15 protein-coding genes and 2 riboswitches are annotated in these 15,513 nt (G+C 35.2%); of the genes, 9 read left to right on the plus strand and 6 right to left on the minus strand.

The genetic code is table 11. The annotated features are described in order from the left end of the window. Positions 1-134: 134 nt before the first annotated feature. Positions 135-233, plus strand: a riboswitch (THF riboswitch). A 40-nt stretch (positions 234-273) separates the two neighbouring features. The 6 genes from AC1RPJ_RS07220 to tsaD all read left to right on the plus strand — a co-directional run bounded on the left by AC1RPJ_RS07220 (position 274) and on the right by tsaD (position 4,764). After that, complete coding sequence (locus tag AC1RPJ_RS07220; RefSeq protein WP_481761940.1) at positions 274-795, plus strand: folate family ECF transporter S component; 522 nt, start codon at positions 274-276, stop codon at positions 793-795. Positions 796-808: 13 nt separating this feature from the next. Then, positions 809-1,198: a tautomerase family protein gene (locus tag AC1RPJ_RS07225; protein WP_481761941.1), complete on the plus strand. Its 390-nt coding sequence runs from the start codon at positions 809-811 to the stop codon at positions 1,196-1,198. A gap of 121 nt (positions 1,199-1,319) precedes the next feature. Beyond that, the gene (gene galE, locus AC1RPJ_RS07230) at positions 1,320-2,309 is read left to right on the plus strand and encodes a UDP-glucose 4-epimerase GalE (protein WP_481761942.1); all 990 of its coding nucleotides are present in this window, start codon (positions 1,320-1,322) and stop codon (positions 2,307-2,309) included. 122 nt (positions 2,310-2,431) lie between these two features. Continuing rightward, entirely contained in the window at positions 2,432-3,154 is a 723-nt protein-coding gene (tsaB, locus tag AC1RPJ_RS07235) for a tRNA (adenosine(37)-N6)-threonylcarbamoyltransferase complex dimerization subunit type 1 TsaB (protein WP_481761943.1), read from the plus strand. Further along, on the plus strand, positions 3,138-3,704 hold the full coding sequence (gene rimI, locus AC1RPJ_RS07240; RefSeq protein ID WP_481761944.1) for a ribosomal protein S18-alanine N-acetyltransferase: 567 nt from the start codon (positions 3,138-3,140) through the stop codon (positions 3,702-3,704). The genes tsaB and rimI overlap by 17 nt, the downstream gene beginning before the upstream one ends. Positions 3,705-3,735: 31 nt before the next feature. Beyond that, a complete protein-coding gene (gene tsaD, locus AC1RPJ_RS07245) occupies positions 3,736-4,764 on the plus strand; it encodes a tRNA (adenosine(37)-N6)-threonylcarbamoyltransferase complex transferase subunit TsaD (protein ID WP_481761945.1) in 1,029 nt (342 codons plus the stop codon). Positions 4,765-4,864: 100 nt separating this feature from the next. On the opposite strand, the gene cytX is transcribed toward tsaD, so the two are convergent. The 6 genes from cytX to AC1RPJ_RS07275 form a co-directional block, all read right to left on the minus strand. Further along, on the minus strand, positions 4,865-6,052 hold the full coding sequence (cytX, locus tag AC1RPJ_RS07250; RefSeq protein WP_481761946.1) for a putative hydroxymethylpyrimidine transporter CytX: 1,188 nt from the start codon (positions 6,050-6,052) through the stop codon (positions 4,865-4,867). A 1-nt stretch (position 6,053) separates the two neighbouring features. Further along, positions 6,054-6,713 (minus strand): thiamine phosphate synthase, encoded by a 660-nt coding sequence (gene thiE / locus AC1RPJ_RS07255; RefSeq protein WP_481761947.1) that lies wholly within the window; start codon positions 6,711-6,713, stop codon positions 6,054-6,056. After that, positions 6,700-7,521: a bifunctional hydroxymethylpyrimidine kinase/phosphomethylpyrimidine kinase gene (gene thiD / locus AC1RPJ_RS07260; RefSeq protein ID WP_481761948.1), complete on the minus strand. Its 822-nt coding sequence runs from the start codon at positions 7,519-7,521 to the stop codon at positions 6,700-6,702. Before thiD ends, thiE begins: the two co-directional genes overlap by 14 nt. Beyond that, positions 7,521-8,318, minus strand: a complete 798-nt coding sequence (thiM, locus tag AC1RPJ_RS07265) for a hydroxyethylthiazole kinase (RefSeq protein WP_481761949.1) — start codon at positions 8,316-8,318, stop codon at positions 7,521-7,523. Before thiM ends, thiD begins: the two co-directional genes overlap by 1 nt. Positions 8,319-8,376: 58 nt before the next feature. Next, positions 8,377-8,483, minus strand: a riboswitch (TPP riboswitch). 77 nt (positions 8,484-8,560) lie between these two features. Beyond that, positions 8,561-10,498: an ABC-F family ATP-binding cassette domain-containing protein gene (locus AC1RPJ_RS07270; RefSeq protein ID WP_481761950.1), complete on the minus strand. Its 1,938-nt coding sequence runs from the start codon at positions 10,496-10,498 to the stop codon at positions 8,561-8,563. 18 nt (positions 10,499-10,516) lie between these two features. Continuing rightward, complete coding sequence (locus AC1RPJ_RS07275; RefSeq protein ID WP_481761951.1) at positions 10,517-11,155, minus strand: CPBP family glutamic-type intramembrane protease; 639 nt, start codon at positions 11,153-11,155, stop codon at positions 10,517-10,519. Positions 11,156-11,380: 225 nt separating this feature from the next. Here AC1RPJ_RS07275 and groES point away from each other — a divergent pair, with 225 nt between their 5' ends. From groES to AC1RPJ_RS07290, 3 genes are all read left to right on the plus strand, one after another. Continuing rightward, a complete protein-coding gene (gene groES, locus AC1RPJ_RS07280; RefSeq protein ID WP_481761952.1) occupies positions 11,381-11,665 on the plus strand; it encodes a co-chaperone GroES in 285 nt (94 codons plus the stop codon). Positions 11,666-11,699: 34 nt separating this feature from the next. Continuing rightward, positions 11,700-13,325, plus strand: a complete 1,626-nt coding sequence (gene groL / locus AC1RPJ_RS07285; protein WP_481761953.1) for a chaperonin GroEL — start codon at positions 11,700-11,702, stop codon at positions 13,323-13,325. 252 nt (positions 13,326-13,577) lie between these two features. Further along, positions 13,578-15,407, plus strand: a complete 1,830-nt coding sequence (locus AC1RPJ_RS07290) for an APC family permease (protein WP_481761954.1) — start codon at positions 13,578-13,580, stop codon at positions 15,405-15,407. Positions 15,408-15,513: the final 106 nt, after the last annotated feature.

The following is a 15,513-nucleotide window of genomic DNA, read 5'->3' on the forward strand; positions in this document are numbered from 1 at the left end:
ACTTTTTTCTTTATTTCAACTGTGAACATAGTAAAACCCCCTGAGTTAGATTTCTCCAACTCAGGGGGTTCACTTCAACACCCAAAGTTATTTTCTTTTTAGTGGTATACTACACAAGTAGTAAAATACAAAATTTCGGGGTAGAGAATACAGCGTTAAGTGCCAAAAGGACGGAATGTGTCTTTTGGACGAAGGCTAGCGATAGCTGCGGTTGTGTTTTCGCATTCGCCGCATACCACAATGTGGCAACTCCAACGAGGAGATGTCTGAATCATGGAAAATTTAACAAAGAGGTTAACCGCAAAGAATATAGCGGTGATGGGTCTATTATTGGCTGGTCAAATTATTCTAACTAATTTATTATCGTATCAGGTATTGACGTTACGGATAAGTTTCACTTTTATTGCGACTTATCTATTAGCGGCGTGGTTTGGCCCATTACTGGGTGGTATTGGTTCTGTTTTATCGGATTTACTTGGAACAGTATTATTCAGTAAAGGAGGTACATTTTTCTGGGGATTCTCGCTATCTGCTTTCTTAGGTGCGTTTTTCTATGGACTTGTATTTTATAAAAAACCATTTACGTTACCGCGAATTATTATTGCCGTATTAATCAATGTCGTTGTTATTGATTTATTGTTAAATACATTCTGGCTAGTATTAATGTACCAGTCACCTTGGACAATTATCTATGCACGTGCTATCAAAGATTTAATTTTAATTCCAATTCAAATTATTTTGTTATATATGGTTGGTAATAATAAACAAATCCAAAGATTAGGTAAACGATTATAGGAGGATTCAATCTATGCCATTGATGAAAATTGATATGATTGAAGGCCGTTCTGAAGGCCAAATAAAAGAAATTTTAGATATTGCTTATGATGTAATGCTTAATTCATTTGGCGCACCAGTTAGTGACAGATATCAAATTGTCACTCAACATCCAATAAATGAAATGCAAATTTTAGATACTGGGCTTGGATTTATGCGAACAAAAGAAGTATTGGTCTTTAGTTTAACAACGCGACCAAGAACGACAGAGCAAAAAGAAACCTTCTATCAACAGTTAATGCAACAGTTACAAACAAAAGTTGGATTGAGACCAGAAGATTTAATGATTAATTTAACAACTAATACTGATGAAGATTGGAGCTTTGGCATGGGCCAAGCACAATTTTTAACGGGTGACTTATAGAAATTAACCAGACGGCGAATTTATTTTCGTCGTCTATTTATTTGCTAAAGAAGGGTGAATCACTGATAAATTTACTAAAATAAGTTATAATAAAGAAAATAAACTATTTGGAGGAATTTAAATGTCAATTTTAGTTTTGGGTGGCGCAGGTTACATTGGTTCACATACTGTTGATCAATTAGTAGAAAATAGTCGTGATGTTGTTGTTGTCGATAATTTAGTGACAGGGCACTTAGAGGCTGTTAATAAAAAGGCAAAATTTTATCAAGGAGATATTGCGGATAAAAATTTTATGCGCAATGTTTTCAAAAATGAGGATATTGAAGCAGTTATTCATTTTGCAGCTTCATCTCTTGTTGGTGAATCAATGGTAAAACCATTAAAATATTTTGACAATAATACAGCAGGGATGATTCATTTACTTGAAGTCATGACTGAAGTTGGCGTTAAAAAAATCGTCTTTTCTTCAACAGCTGCAACATATGGTGAACCTAAAGTTGTCCCAATTCATGAAGATGACCCTCAAATTCCAACAAATCCATATGGTGAAAGTAAATTAGCCATGGAAAAAATTATGCACTGGACTGACGTTGCAGATGGTGTTAAGTTTGTCGCATTACGTTATTTCAATGTTGCTGGATCAAAACCAGATGGTAGCATCGGTGAAGATCACAATCCTGAAACACATTTAATTCCAATTATTTTACAAGTTGCTAACGGAGAACGTGAAAAATTACAAATTTTTGGGGACGATTATGATACCAAAGATGGTACAAACGTCCGTGATTACGTGCATGTTCTTGATTTAGCAGATGCGCACATTCGCGCCTTAGATTACTTACTTGCGGGAAATGAAAGTAATGCCTTTAACTTGGGTTCATCTAATGGATTTTCAAATATGGAAATTCTAGAAGCAGCACGCCGTGCAACAGGTAAAGAAATTCCTGCAGAAATTGCACCACGTCGTGCAGGTGATCCTTCAACTTTAATTGCAGCAAGTGAAAAAGCACATGAAATTCTTGGTTGGGCTCCTAAGTATGAAAATATGGAAGATATCATTAAGACAGCATGGACTTTTGAACAGACGCATCCAAATGGATTTTCAAAATAAATTAGTTATTAACCATAGGACAATTATTTGTCCTATTTTTTTGTTAATTTTCTCTTAGAAAAAATTTGTGATACTATTTTTGTGCTAAAATGTTAACAAAGCAGAGATAAAGGAAGATATGAATGAAAATTTTAGCAATTGATACATCGAATATACCACTCAGCGTCGCTGTTTTAGAAGATAGTGCATTATTAGCAACTATCACAACGAATATAAAAAAAAATCACAGTATTACATTGATGCCAGCAATTTCTGATGTCATGAAATTAGCAGGTATTAAGCCTGCAGAGCTAGACCGAATTGTGGTTGCACAAGGTCCAGGATCTTTTACTGGTCTCAGGATTGGCGTTGCCACAGCTAAAACACTAGCATTTACATTAGATTGTGAATTAGTTGGTGTCTCTAGTTTAGCAATGTTGGCTGCAGGTATTTCCACAAATAGTGATTCTGATATTGTACCGTTATTTGACGCACGTAGGAATTACGTATTCTCAGGTTTGTATAAAAATGATAATGAGCTTGTAAATGAATTACCAGACCAGCATAGAGAACTTGTGACTTGGGTGACTGAATTAAAAGAGCGTAACCGACCACAAATTTTTGTTGGAACTGATGTCGATTTATTTAAACAACAAATTATCGATATTTTAGGTGATCAGGCACAGTTTCCAGCTTCATTTTTAAATATTCCTCAGGCATTTATTTTGGGATTAATTGGTAAAGATAAAGAGCCCGCTAATCAGGAGACATTTATTCCGAATTATTTACGATTAACGCAAGCAGAGACGCAATGGTTAGAAACCCATTCAGATAAGGATCATAATACCTATGTTGAAAAAATTTAAAGCACGAGTGAAACAAATTATTCCAGAATTAAGACCAGATGAACCTGTTAGGACATTAGTTTTTCAGAATCATAGAATTAAAATTAGAAATGAAAGTTATTTTATGACACGTGCTGTTGTACCTGATATTCCGGAACTACTTGAGATTGAAAAAGCAGTTTATGATGGTAAATCACCATGGAGTGCAAAAATATTTGAAGGCGAAATTTGCCAAAAAAGCAAAACACTTTATTTAGTCTTACGTAAGGAAGATAAAATGTTAGGCTTTATTGGTTGTTCAACGGATGCAATAACGGGAGACGTACATATTGCGAATATTGCTGTTCTACCTGAATGTCAGGGTAGAGGGATGGGAAACTTTTTGGTAACGTCTATTACAAGGCGTGCTCGTTTAATGAGATTTAGAACAGTTAGTTTAGAGGTTCGCCGTGATAACCAGACGGCTTTAAATCTATACCACCAATTAGGATTTACTAAAGTGGGTATCCGAGAGAATTATTATGTTGAAGATGGGCAAGATGCTGTTGATATGTTGCTTAAATTAAAATAAAGGAATATGAATTAAGTTGAAAGAGGTCTCAATGGATAAAACGGAAAGAAATCTAATTTTAGCATTTGAATCAAGTTGTGATGAAACTAGTGTCGCAGTGGTCGAAGACGGTCATCTTATTTTGTCGAACATCATTGCAACGCAAGTTAATAGTCATAAACGTTTTGGTGGTGTTGTACCTGAAGTTGCCAGCCGCCACCATATTGAACAAATTACGAGTTGTATTAAAGATGCTATGACAGAAGCAAATGTAACTTATGATGATTTAGATGCTGTTGCGGTTACTTATGGACCAGGATTAGTTGGTGCTTTACTAGTAGGTGTTTCTGCTGCTAAAGCTATCGCATTTGCTCACGAGTTGCCTTTAATTCCCGTTAACCATATGGCAGGCCATATTTTTGCAGCGCGCTATGAATCTGAAATAGTGTATCCATCAATGGCTTTACTCGTTTCGGGTGGACATACTGAGTTAGTTTATATGCCTGAAGAAGGTCAATTTGAAATTATTGGTGAGACACGTGATGACGCAGCAGGTGAAGCTTATGATAAAGTTGGGCGTGTTCTTGGGATGACTTATCCATCAGGAAAAGAAATTGATGAACTTGCACATACTGGACAAGATACGTTTAATTTTCCGCGTGCCATGATCAAAGATGACAGTTATGACTTTAGTTTCAGTGGATTGAAAAGTGCCTTCATCAATACAGTTCACCATGCAGATCAATTAGGCGAAGAGTTGGACCGGGCTGATTTAGCAACAAGCTTTCAACAAAGTGTGATTGATGTACTTGCTGAGAAAACGGTACGTGCTTGTCATGAGTATGATATTAAACAATTAATTTTAGCCGGTGGTGTGGCAGCTAATAAAGGGTTACGTACAAGACTTGAATCTGATATGAAGAAAATGAATGATATTGAATTTGTGAAGGCGCCCATTAAATTATGTGGTGATAATGCTGCAATGATTGGTGCAGCAGGATATGTTGAATTTATTAAAGGTCAACGTGCAGGATTAAATTTAAATGCTGATCCTAGTTTAGAATTTGATTGGATAGTTTAATTATTATAAAATTAAAATAGAGATTTAGAGTTCGCCTTGTAATGCTAAACAGTTGTTTAACACTGGGGAGAACGCTAAATCTCTATTTTTTTGTAAATGGTTAATTTATATTTCTAAAATAATTTTTTGGTAAAATAAATTGGGATAGATAAACGAGTAATCCTAGTCCGAATAGAATAATAATTGTGGTTCCAAAAATAAAATCAAATTGTTGTAATTGATAGTACGCAATAATGCCAATTAACCACCAAATAATATTTAACCAATAAGGCAACGTTTTTTTCATAATAAAGTAAGTGACAAAAACAATTGCATATAATGGTGTAAAAACTGACGCGATAAAATATAAGAAATTTTGATAATTATCAATAGGAACTACCCATGCAATGACTAAGCCAAGCGCAACTATAATGATACTAATCAATTTCATATGTTTAAAGGAATGTATATTCTGAACGTTAATTGTTGCTGACATAACATCTAAAAATGTGGTTGTAACAGTTGAAAATATAATAATGAATAATGCGATTATACCTAAACCTGATGTAGCCAAGAACGAGGTAAAATCAGTGAATCCGGTTCTAGTTGTTAAAAGTAAGCCAATGGTAAACATGATTAAACTACCTAAAAAATAGCTAAACGAACTAACTGTAGACATAGCAAGTGGATGTTTTGTTGATTTTGTGTAATCACCTATTAGTGGTAGCCAAGATAACGCCATGGTGATATTTAATTCAACAGCTGATCCAAATGTCATATTTAAGCCATTGGAAGTATGTGAAACGGGTACTTTGAAAATTAAAAAAATCATGATACCTGCACCAATAACTAATAAATTAACAACAATTAAATTAATTCGATACAAACTATTTTCGCTAACTAATAACCAAATGATAATCAAAATAGCTATGACAAGTCCCATAATAATTGAATTTTTAAAATTAAGTAAGGAACTTGAAATACCATTCATTGCTGAAATTGCGTTGACGATCATAACAGCGGTCCAACCAATTAGTTGAATCAAATTGATAAGTGAAAATAAGAGCACACCTGTTGAGCCAAAAGCAACTTTAGTTGACTGAATGGCTGTCTGATGCTTTTTGGCACCAATATAACCAGCAGGTAGTAAGAAGAGACCACAACCAATTAAATGACCAATTAGAATTGCAAGGAAACCTTTAGAAAAGCCAAGTGGAGCTAGTAACATGCCCGTCATAATTTCGGCAATTGAAATGGCCGCACCTAGCCAAAGTAAAAATTGTCCACGTAATTCTTTAGTTTCTGTCATCTTAATCGTCCTCCAATTTAAAATAATGATTTATGGATTGAACTGTTTGTTCAATGTTCGGACTTTTAGCAATCAAGGAAATAACAGCAACTCCCGAAACAGTTGTAGTAGCCAGTTTGGCTAAATTATTTTCTGAAATACCACCAATTGCAACAATCGGGAGTTTACTAATTGATAGTAATTGATTTAAGCCAGCTATTCCGAGAGGCGCAGTCGCATCTGACTTTGATTTTGTAGGAAAGACAGGGCCACTACCAATATAAGCGATACCTGATAATTGATTGGCTTGTTTAATTTGATCGAGTGTTTGACAAGAAAGGCCAATCGCTAATTGACCCGCCGATTGATCTATCACATTTTGAATCTTTTGGTCATTTTGGCCAACGTGAATACCATCTGCTTGAATTTCAAGTGCTAAAGGTAGATCATCATCAATGAAAAAAGGAACTTGGTATTTTGTGCATAACCTCTGACATTCAATTGCGAGTGTCTTTTTTTGTATCCGGGTTAAAGGGGTTAAGAGATTTTTTTCTCTAAATTGGAAACAAGAAATGCCTGATTTTAACGCTCGTTCTAAAGTAGGTAGTAATTGATTGTCGGCGACGTCTTGAGTTCCTGCAATGAAGTAACTTGCTAACCATGATTGATTAAATGTCTTCATTTTGCGTTACCTCACGATATGCCCAATGATTTAATGGCCCGTGACCATGTCCAACGATAATACCGTTGCTAATTGTTGCTTCAACATATTTTTTAGACACTAAGATGGCCGTTTTAATATCTTGTCCTTTGGCAATTTCTGCTGCAATGCAGGCTGAGAGGGTATCACCAGTGCCATGAGTTCGAATTGTATCAATACGTTTCGAGCTCATCCAGAATGAATCGTTATCTTCTAATAATACAAAGTCATTTACGATATTTTCAGAGTTATAATGTCCGCCTTTAATGATGACGTTTTTTGCACCTAATAATTTAATCTTTTTTCCAGCTGCACTCATGTCTTCTTTTGAATTAATGGTCAAGCCAGTTATGACTTCAGCTTCTGGAATATTCGGGGTTACTACCGTGGCTAAAGGAATTAATTCTTCTTTGATTGTAACAACAGCATCCTCAGAAAGAAGTGTGGCACCGCCTTTTGCAACCATGACAGGGTCAACAATTAGGGGACCAAATTGATATTTTTTCAGATTTTTAACGACTACTTTAACGTGTTCTGAATCTGCAAGCATCCCTGTTTTGCATGCTTTAATGGCTAAATCATTTGCAATTGAGGCAAATTGTTCATTAATAATTTTAGCAGGGAGGGGAAGACTGTCTTGCACACCAAGTGTGTTTTGTGCAGTGATTGCGACGAGAACTGTTGCAGCATAGACATGCCGTTCTTGCATCGTTTTTAAGTCAGCTTGCATACCAGCGCCACCACTACTATCGGATCCAGCAATTGAAAGTGCTTGTGGAAAATCAGGCATTATAGGTCTCCTTTCATCGTTATCTGATTAGAAAGTTCATTTATCGTTATTAAATGTAGTTTATCAAGTAGGTTAACAATAAAACTACCTGGTTTTTCGGTAATTAACTCATCAGCAACAAGTTCACCAGTTGTTGCAAAGATAAGGCAGGCGATTCTTGCTGCTTCAAACTCATTATCTTTAGAGACAGCTGCAAACGCAGCAATTAAACTTGAAAGCATATCGCCTGAACCAACATGTGTTTGGAAAAGAGACGTTCCCTGTGTCACAGTTGCAACACGCTTTCCATCAGAAATATAGTCTGTAGGACCACTTAGAACAACCGTACAATTGTACCGTTTGGCTACAATTTTTGCGATTTCTGCTAAATCTGCAGAACCATTTCCTGCATCAATACCTTTTGCTTGCCATTCAACACCAGCTAATGCAGCAATTTCACCAGCATTACCGCGAATAAAATTAAAATGAAAATGCTCAAGCAAGTTTGTAATTACTTTTTGTCGGTAAGGCATGGCAACAGCAACTGGGTCTAGCACAAGTGGGATAGCTAAATCGTTTGCGATTTGACTAACCCTCTCAATGTAAGGTAATTCTGAACTTTTAAATGATCCCATATTGATTGTGGCAGCAGCAGAAATTTGTAACATTTCGGCTGCTTCTTCAATCGCACTGGGCATGATAGGGGAAGCGCCAATTGCGTTGAGTCCATTGGCAACGTCTTGAACCGTGATGTAATTAGAAATGTTGAAAATTACTGGGTTCTCTTCACGAAGTTTATCGAGTAGTTCTAATGGCATAACTTTCTCCTCTTGAGTACACAAAAACCCCACTCTTTGACAAAAAAATTGTAGAGTGGGGTCCTTCTTCACACTTTCCTACGCAAGTTTTGGCTTACAGGTTCGAAGGGATTAGGTTGAAAAAACCTATCTCAGTTCTTCTAAAGAACACCCCTAGTGTACTTATATTTTATTTTTAGATTACAACAAAAGAATAGGCTTTCATTCTTTAAATGTCAATAAATAAAAAAAAAAAAGCTAGCTTATTCTAAAGCTAAGCTAGCTTCTTCCCAATTAGTTTCTGCAGTCTCTATTGCAGTTTGAATAGATTGTAGTTCAGTTTGTAGTTCCTGAAGTTTATCTGCATCACTAAAAATAGTAGGTTGAGACATTTTTTCTTCAAGTTCTGTTTGATGAATTTCTAATTCACTTAATTCAGATTCTAAACGATCAATTTCACGTGTTAATTTACGTTGTTCCTTTTGCGTTTCTTTATTTTGTTGATAATTAGTTGTTGGTTTAACTTCAGGGACTTCTGAAGATGAGGCAATTTCAAGTGCCATTTTTTCGGCTGCGATAGCTTCTAATTCTTCTTTTTTATCAACATAATAATCGTAATCACCCATGTAGTAAGTAGAGCCTTCTTTTGAAACTTCAATAATACTTTCTGCAACTTTATTAATGAAGTAGCGGTCATGAGAAACAAGTAAGACAGTACCATCAAAGTTAGCAATCGCCTTTTCAAGGACTTCCTTACTATCAATGTCTAAATGGTTAGTGGGTTCATCAAAGATTAGGAAGTTATCTTTGTCCATTGCAAGTTTGGTCAAAGCAAGACGCGCTTTTTCACCACCACTTAAATTTGAGACACGTTTCAAAACGTCATCCCCAGAAAATAGAAATCCACCTAATAATGATCGAATATCTGTTTCAGGAGTTGAAGGATGATCATTCCAGAGTTCATCTAAAACAGTATTTTTATCTGTTAATTGATTTTGCTCCTGATCGTAGTAGCCAACATGAACATTAGCGCCAAGGAATGCTTCACCACGAATAAATGGAATTTGGCCTAAGATACTTTTAAGTAAGGTTGATTTTCCCACACCATTCGGGCCAACAATAGCTTGAACTTGATGCTTATGTAAATCAATTGAAACGGGTTCAGATAACACTTTATTATCGTAACCAACAGCTGCCCCGGCAACAGTTAAAACGATATTACCACTCTCATCTGCAGATTTAAAACTAAAACGAGGGGCTTTTTCGTCACCTTCTGGTCGGTCAAGTTTATCTAATTTTTCGAGTTGTTTACGACGACTTTGCGCTCGTTTTGTTGTTGAGGCTCGAACAATGTTTTTATTAACAAAATCTTCGAGTTTTTCAATCTTATCTTGTTGTTTTTCGAAAACTTTCCATTCTTGTTTTAAATTAGCTTCTTTTTTTACAATAAATTGGGAGTAGTTGCCATTGTAGTGAGTCGTTTCATTATGGCTCATATCATAAACTTCTGTCACAATTTTATCTAAGAAGTAACGATCATGAGAGACAATTAAGAGTGCCCCTGTATAAGTCTTCAAATAGCCTTCTAACCAAGTTAGTGTCTCAATATCTAAGTGGTTAGTTGGTTCATCTAAAATTAATAAATCACGTTTTTCTAAAAGTAATTTTGCTAAGGCTAAACGTGTTTTTTGACCACCAGAGAGAGTCCTAATATCGCGATTGAAATCTTCTTCATAAAATCTAAAACCATGTAAAACAGAACGGATTTCTGATTCATAACCATAGCCATTTTTTTCACTGAAATCATGTGAAACTTGATCATAGGTTGATAATAGTTTTTCAAATTTTTCAGAATCTTCTGCATTTTTAGGATCAGCAATTTGGGCTTCTAATGTATGAATTTGGATTTCCATTTTTTTTAAATAATCAAAAACACGACTCATTTCGTCCCAAATCGAACGTTCTGAAGTAACAGTTGTTGTTTGTGCTAAGTAACCGATGGTCATGCCTTTATGTTTAATGATTTGACCAGCATCAGTAGCCTCTTGATCAATAATCATTTTAATTAATGTTGATTTTCCAGCACCATTTCGACCAACTAGGGCTATCCTAGCATCGTCTTTGATATCCATATTTGCATTTTCAAAAAGAACATCTGCGCCAAAATAGCGAGCTGCTTGTTGTACTTGTAACAGAATCAAAATAATTCCACCTTTCTTTTAAAGTGACGATTGAATAATTAATACTAGACTATTCATAAGAATATGAGCAATCATTGACGTTTTGATGTCACCTGTTCGTTTGTAGAGGTAACAGAAAAGTAATCCAATTAAAAAGTAGATAGCTAAATGGCCATCATTATGTGCCAAACTAAATAATAAACTAGAAAGAATTGCGGCAGAAATAGGTGATATGAAACTTGCTAAATTGCCAAAAAAGACTTTTCTAAAAACGAGTTCCTCCATAATGGGAGCACCAAGTGAGACTGCCAACATATAATAAGGATATTTTGTAAAAATAGTCATAATTTCATTTGTATTTTGTGAGGGTACGGTCGTTTTTAAAATGGTGAATGAAATTAATTGAATAACTGTTTGGATTACTAACGTTAGAACGAATCCAAGAATACCCCACGAAATAATTTGTGACCATTTAGAGGAACCATCTATTGTATTTCTAGCACTGAAGTAATGATTTAACCAAATTAACAATATTGCTCCTAAAACATAATCAGCCGTCATTACTGGATAGATAACTGATTTTAAAGAAAATAGTTGATTCAGAATTGTTGGTAAAATAAAGATAACGAGGTAGCCTAATAAAATAGCGATTGAATTTTTACTAGTTGATTTTGACATGAGAACTCCTTTAACTGTAATTAGATAGTCGTGCATTTTTCTAGTGAATAAATTTGTATGATAAGTATAGCATAATTGACTAGATAGCGAATTCAATTCATATTAAAAATTCTATTAAATAAGAGCTGAAATGCTTGCAATTGTTTGAAAAATTGATTATAGTTAATTTTGTGATTAGCACTTAGGAAGATAGAGTGCTAAATAAAAGTGTTGGAGGGATAGAACGTGTTAAAACCATTAGCAGATCGTGTTATTTTAGAAGTAACAAAAGAAGAAGAAACAACAGTAGGCGGGATCGTCTTAGCAAGTAACGTACAAGAAAAACCACAAACAGGAAAAATTGTTGCAGTTGGTGATGGCCGTACGATGGATAACGGTGAAAAAATTGCTGTTGCTGTTAACGTTGGAGAGACCGTTTTATTTGATAAGTATGCTGGCTCAGAAGTTTCATTCGAAGGTAAAGACTACTTAATTGTTCATGAAAAAGATATCGTTGCAACAGTAGACTAATATAAATTTAAATTAAAGATGAGGTGGATTAATTATGTCAAAGGAATTAAAATTTTCTGAAGATGCTCGTTCAGCAATGCTTAGAGGTGTTGACCAATTAGCCAATACCGTTAAATCAACTTTAGGACCAAAAGGCCGTAATGTTGTTTTAGAAGAATCATATGGCTCACCAATTATTACAAATGATGGTGTAACAATTGCTCGTGCGATTGAATTAGAAGACCATTTTGAAAATATGGGTGCTAAATTAGTATCAGAAGTTGCTTCAAAAACGAATGATATAGCTGGTGATGGAACGACAACTGCTACTGTTTTAACACAAGCTATCGTCACTGAAGGTATGAAGAATGTGACAGCAGGTGCTAACCCTGTTGGGATTCGTCGTGGTATCGAAACTGCTACAAAAGCAGCCGTTGCTGAATTACATGAATTATCACACAAAGTTGAAACAAAAGAAGATATTGCTCAAATTGCTTCTGTATCTTCAGCTAATGAAGAAATTGGTGCTTTAATTGCTGACGCTATGGAAAAAGTTGGTAATGATGGCGTTATTACAATTGAAGAATCAAAAAGCATCGATACATCATTAGATGTCGTTGAAGGGATGCAATTTGATCGAGGTTACTTGTCACAATATATGGTAACTGATAACGATAAAATGGAAGCTAACTTAGAGACACCATATATTTTAGTAACGGATAAGAAAATTTCTAATATTCAAGAAGTCTTACCATTATTACAATCTATTGTGGAACAAGGTCGCCCATTGTTAATCATCGCCGATGATGTTGATGGGGAAGCTTTACCAACATTAGTATTGAATAAAATTCGTGGTACATTTAACGTTGTTGCAGTCAAAGCACCTGGATTTGGTGATCGTCGTAAAGCGATGCTTGAAGATATTGCCATCGTTACTGGTGCAACAGTGATTACTGATGAACTTGGTTTACAATTGAAGGATACAACAATTGAACAATTAGGTTCAGCTGGTAAAGTTAATATTACAAAAGAAAACACAGTTATTGTTGAAGGTTCTGGTGATAAAGCTAAAATTACAGAACGTGTTGGTTTGATTAAAAAACAAATCGATGAAACGACGTCTGAATTTGATCGTGAAAAATTACAAGAACGTTTGGCAAAATTATCTGGTGGGGTTGCTGTCATCAAAGTTGGTGCTGCAACTGAAACAGAATTAAAAGAACGCAAATACCGTATTGAAGATGCTTTGAATGCGACACGCGCTGCTGTCGAAGAAGGATTCGTTGCCGGTGGTGGTACTGCATTTGTTAACGTTATTAGTAAAGTTGCTGCACTTGAAGCAGTTGGCGATGAATTAACGGGTATCAAGATTGTTCAACGTGCTTTGGAAGAACCAGTACGCCAAATTGCAAAGAATGCTGGACTTGAGGGTTCAGTTATTGTTGAAAAACTAAAATCAGAAAAACCTGGTATTGGTTTTAACGCAGCAACAAATGAATGGCAAGATATGATTGAAGTTGGGATTGTTGATCCAACTAAAGTGACACGCTCAGCATTGCAAAATGCAGCTAGTGTCTCAGCCTTATTATTAACAACTGAAGCAGTTGTTGCAGATAAACCAGAACCAGTATCTGCAGCTGATCCACAACAAATGCCTGGTGGTATGGGCGGTATGATGTAACCCATTTGTCATAAAAAATGATGAAAATTTAAGAGCTATTAATCCGTGTTATTCTGGGATTAGTAGCTCTTTTTTTATGCTGAAAATAAAGTTTGTTTGCAGTATTGTATATTTAAAAATAAACGAGTAAAATAGAGTGAATTCGGTGAATAGAAATTAGTAATTAAAATAACTATTCAGTAAAATAAATGCGCTGTTTTGGCATCATTTATGAATGGATTTTTAAATATAGAACATAAGGGGTAAAGAGAAATGCGTCGTTATTTAAAGAGACTTTTAATTGGGAAGCCATTAAAATCTTCTGAAGAAGGAGATCAACAATTATCAAAATTTAAGGCATTAGCGCTCTTATCGTCAGATGCACTCTCATCTGTGGCGTATGGTACGGAACAAATTGTTACCGTTTTAGTGGGCTTTTCAGCAATGGCAATCTGGTATTCATTACCAATTGCATTGTTAGTCTTAGTTTTATTGGCTTCAATTACAATTTCGTATCGCCAAATTATCCATGCTTATCCTAAGGGTGGAGGCGCGTATGTTGTCTCAAGTAAAAACTTAGGTAAAAATGCTGGATTAATTTCTGGTGGATCGCTTTTAATTGATTATATGTTGACAGTAGCGGTTAGTGTTTCCGCAGGGACTGAGGCATTGATTTCTGCGGTACCTTCGTTATATGGACATCAAGTAGCAATCTCAGTGGTTATTATTATTTTGGTAATGGCAATGAACTTACGAGGCTTGCGGGAATCAGCTTCATTCTTAACTATTCCTGTTTATCTTTTCGTGGTTATGATTATATTGATGTTACTAGTTGGTGGTTATAATATTATGACAGGTCAAGTACCTTACCACGCAACAGCTGCTGTGGGTACGGCCGTTCCTGGAATTACACTAGCCTTACTTTTGAAAGCATTCTCATCGGGATCATCTTCATTAACTGGTGTTGAAGCAATTAGTAATGCAGTGCCTTTCTTCAAAAAACCACATGCTAAAAATGCTGCTGCTACTTTAACAATTATGGCGACGCTTTTGGCAGTCTTCTTTGGTGGAATAACATTCTTAAACTATTGGTATGGCATTATTCCTACTGAAAAAGTAACTGTTCTTTCACAAATTGCACAAACAACATTTGGACAAGGTATTTTGTATTACGTTTTCCAATTTTCAACAGTATTGATTTTAGTATTAGCTGCAAATACAGGTTTCTCGGCATTTCCAATTTTAGCGTTTAATTTAGCTAAAGATAAATTTATGCCTCATTTGTATATGGATAAAGGTGATCGATTAGGCTACTCTAACGGAATTATCACGTTAGCGGCCGGATCAATTATTTTAACATTTATATTTAATGGATCAACGTCATTATTAATTCCATTATATGCGGTAGGTGTGTTTATTCCGTTTACGTTGTCTCAGACAGGGATGATTGTAAAATGGTATCATGATCGCCCAAAAGGTTGGATTATGAAAGCCTTTTACAATTTCTTAGGGGCCTTTATCTCATTTAGTATTTTGTTGATTCTCTTTAGATATCGCTTATCAACAGTATGGCCATTCTTTATTATCATGCCAGTTATGTATATTATATTCTATAAAATAAATGATCATTACAATAAAGTTGCCGAACAATTACGTTTAACAGAAGAAGCAGAAATTCATGATTACGATGGCTCCACAGTTATCGTGTTAGTTAGTTCTGTAACGCATGTTACAACGGGTGCAATTAATTATGCACGTTCAATTGGTGACTACGTAATTGCAATGCACGTTTCTTTCGATACAAATCCGGAAAAAGAACATGAAACGGAACGTGAATTTAAAGAACGTTTCCCTGGTGTTCGTTTTGTTGATTTACATTCGTCATATCGTTCAATTGCTTCACCTGTTGTGAAATTTACAGATGTTATTGCTAAGAATGCCGCTGCTCGTAACTTCACAACGACAGTCTTAGTACCACAGTTTGTTCCAAGAAAACCATGGCAAAATATTCTTCATAATCAAACGAGTTTAAGATTGAGAACGGTCTTAAATTCTCGCGAGAATATTATTGTTGCAACATATAATTATCATTTGAAAAAATAAACATTGAAAAGTATCAATTAAATTTAATTGATACTTTTTTTGTATTTATTTAACAACGTGGTATAGTTAAGACTACTATGACAGAATATTTTTAAGGAGAGATATC

Source organism: Dellaglioa sp. CoH-57-MRSF-17, assembly GCF_056782015.1.

What these genes read in the sequence shown, in the direction of transcription:
- groL (WP_481761953.1), top strand. Translation starts at nt 11,700, where the DNA reads ATGTCAAAGGAATTAAAATTTTCTGAAGATGCTCGTTCAGCAATGCTT.
- AC1RPJ_RS07225 (WP_481761941.1), top strand. Translation starts at nt 809, where the DNA reads ATGCCATTGATGAAAATTGATATGATTGAAGGCCGTTCTGAAGGCCAA.
- AC1RPJ_RS07290 (WP_481761954.1), top strand. Translation starts at nt 13,578, where the DNA reads ATGCGTCGTTATTTAAAGAGACTTTTAATTGGGAAGCCATTAAAATCT.
- AC1RPJ_RS07220 (WP_481761940.1), top strand. Translation starts at nt 274, where the DNA reads ATGGAAAATTTAACAAAGAGGTTAACCGCAAAGAATATAGCGGTGATG.
- tsaB (WP_481761943.1), top strand. Translation starts at nt 2,432, where the DNA reads ATGAAAATTTTAGCAATTGATACATCGAATATACCACTCAGCGTCGCT.
- thiM (WP_481761949.1), bottom strand. Translation starts at nt 8,318, where the DNA reads ATGCCATTAGAACTACTCGATAAACTTCGTGAAGAGAACCCAGTAATT.
- tsaD (WP_481761945.1), top strand. Translation starts at nt 3,736, where the DNA reads ATGGATAAAACGGAAAGAAATCTAATTTTAGCATTTGAATCAAGTTGT.
- thiD (WP_481761948.1), bottom strand. Translation starts at nt 7,521, where the DNA reads ATGCCTGATTTTCCACAAGCACTTTCAATTGCTGGATCCGATAGTAGT.
- AC1RPJ_RS07275 (WP_481761951.1), bottom strand. Translation starts at nt 11,155, where the DNA reads ATGTCAAAATCAACTAGTAAAAATTCAATCGCTATTTTATTAGGCTAC.
- thiE (WP_481761947.1), bottom strand. Translation starts at nt 6,713, where the DNA reads ATGAAGACATTTAATCAATCATGGTTAGCAAGTTACTTCATTGCAGGA.
- rimI (WP_481761944.1), top strand. Translation starts at nt 3,138, where the DNA reads ATGTTGAAAAAATTTAAAGCACGAGTGAAACAAATTATTCCAGAATTA.
- cytX (WP_481761946.1), bottom strand. Translation starts at nt 6,052, where the DNA reads ATGACAGAAACTAAAGAATTACGTGGACAATTTTTACTTTGGCTAGGT.
- galE (WP_481761942.1), top strand. Translation starts at nt 1,320, where the DNA reads ATGTCAATTTTAGTTTTGGGTGGCGCAGGTTACATTGGTTCACATACT.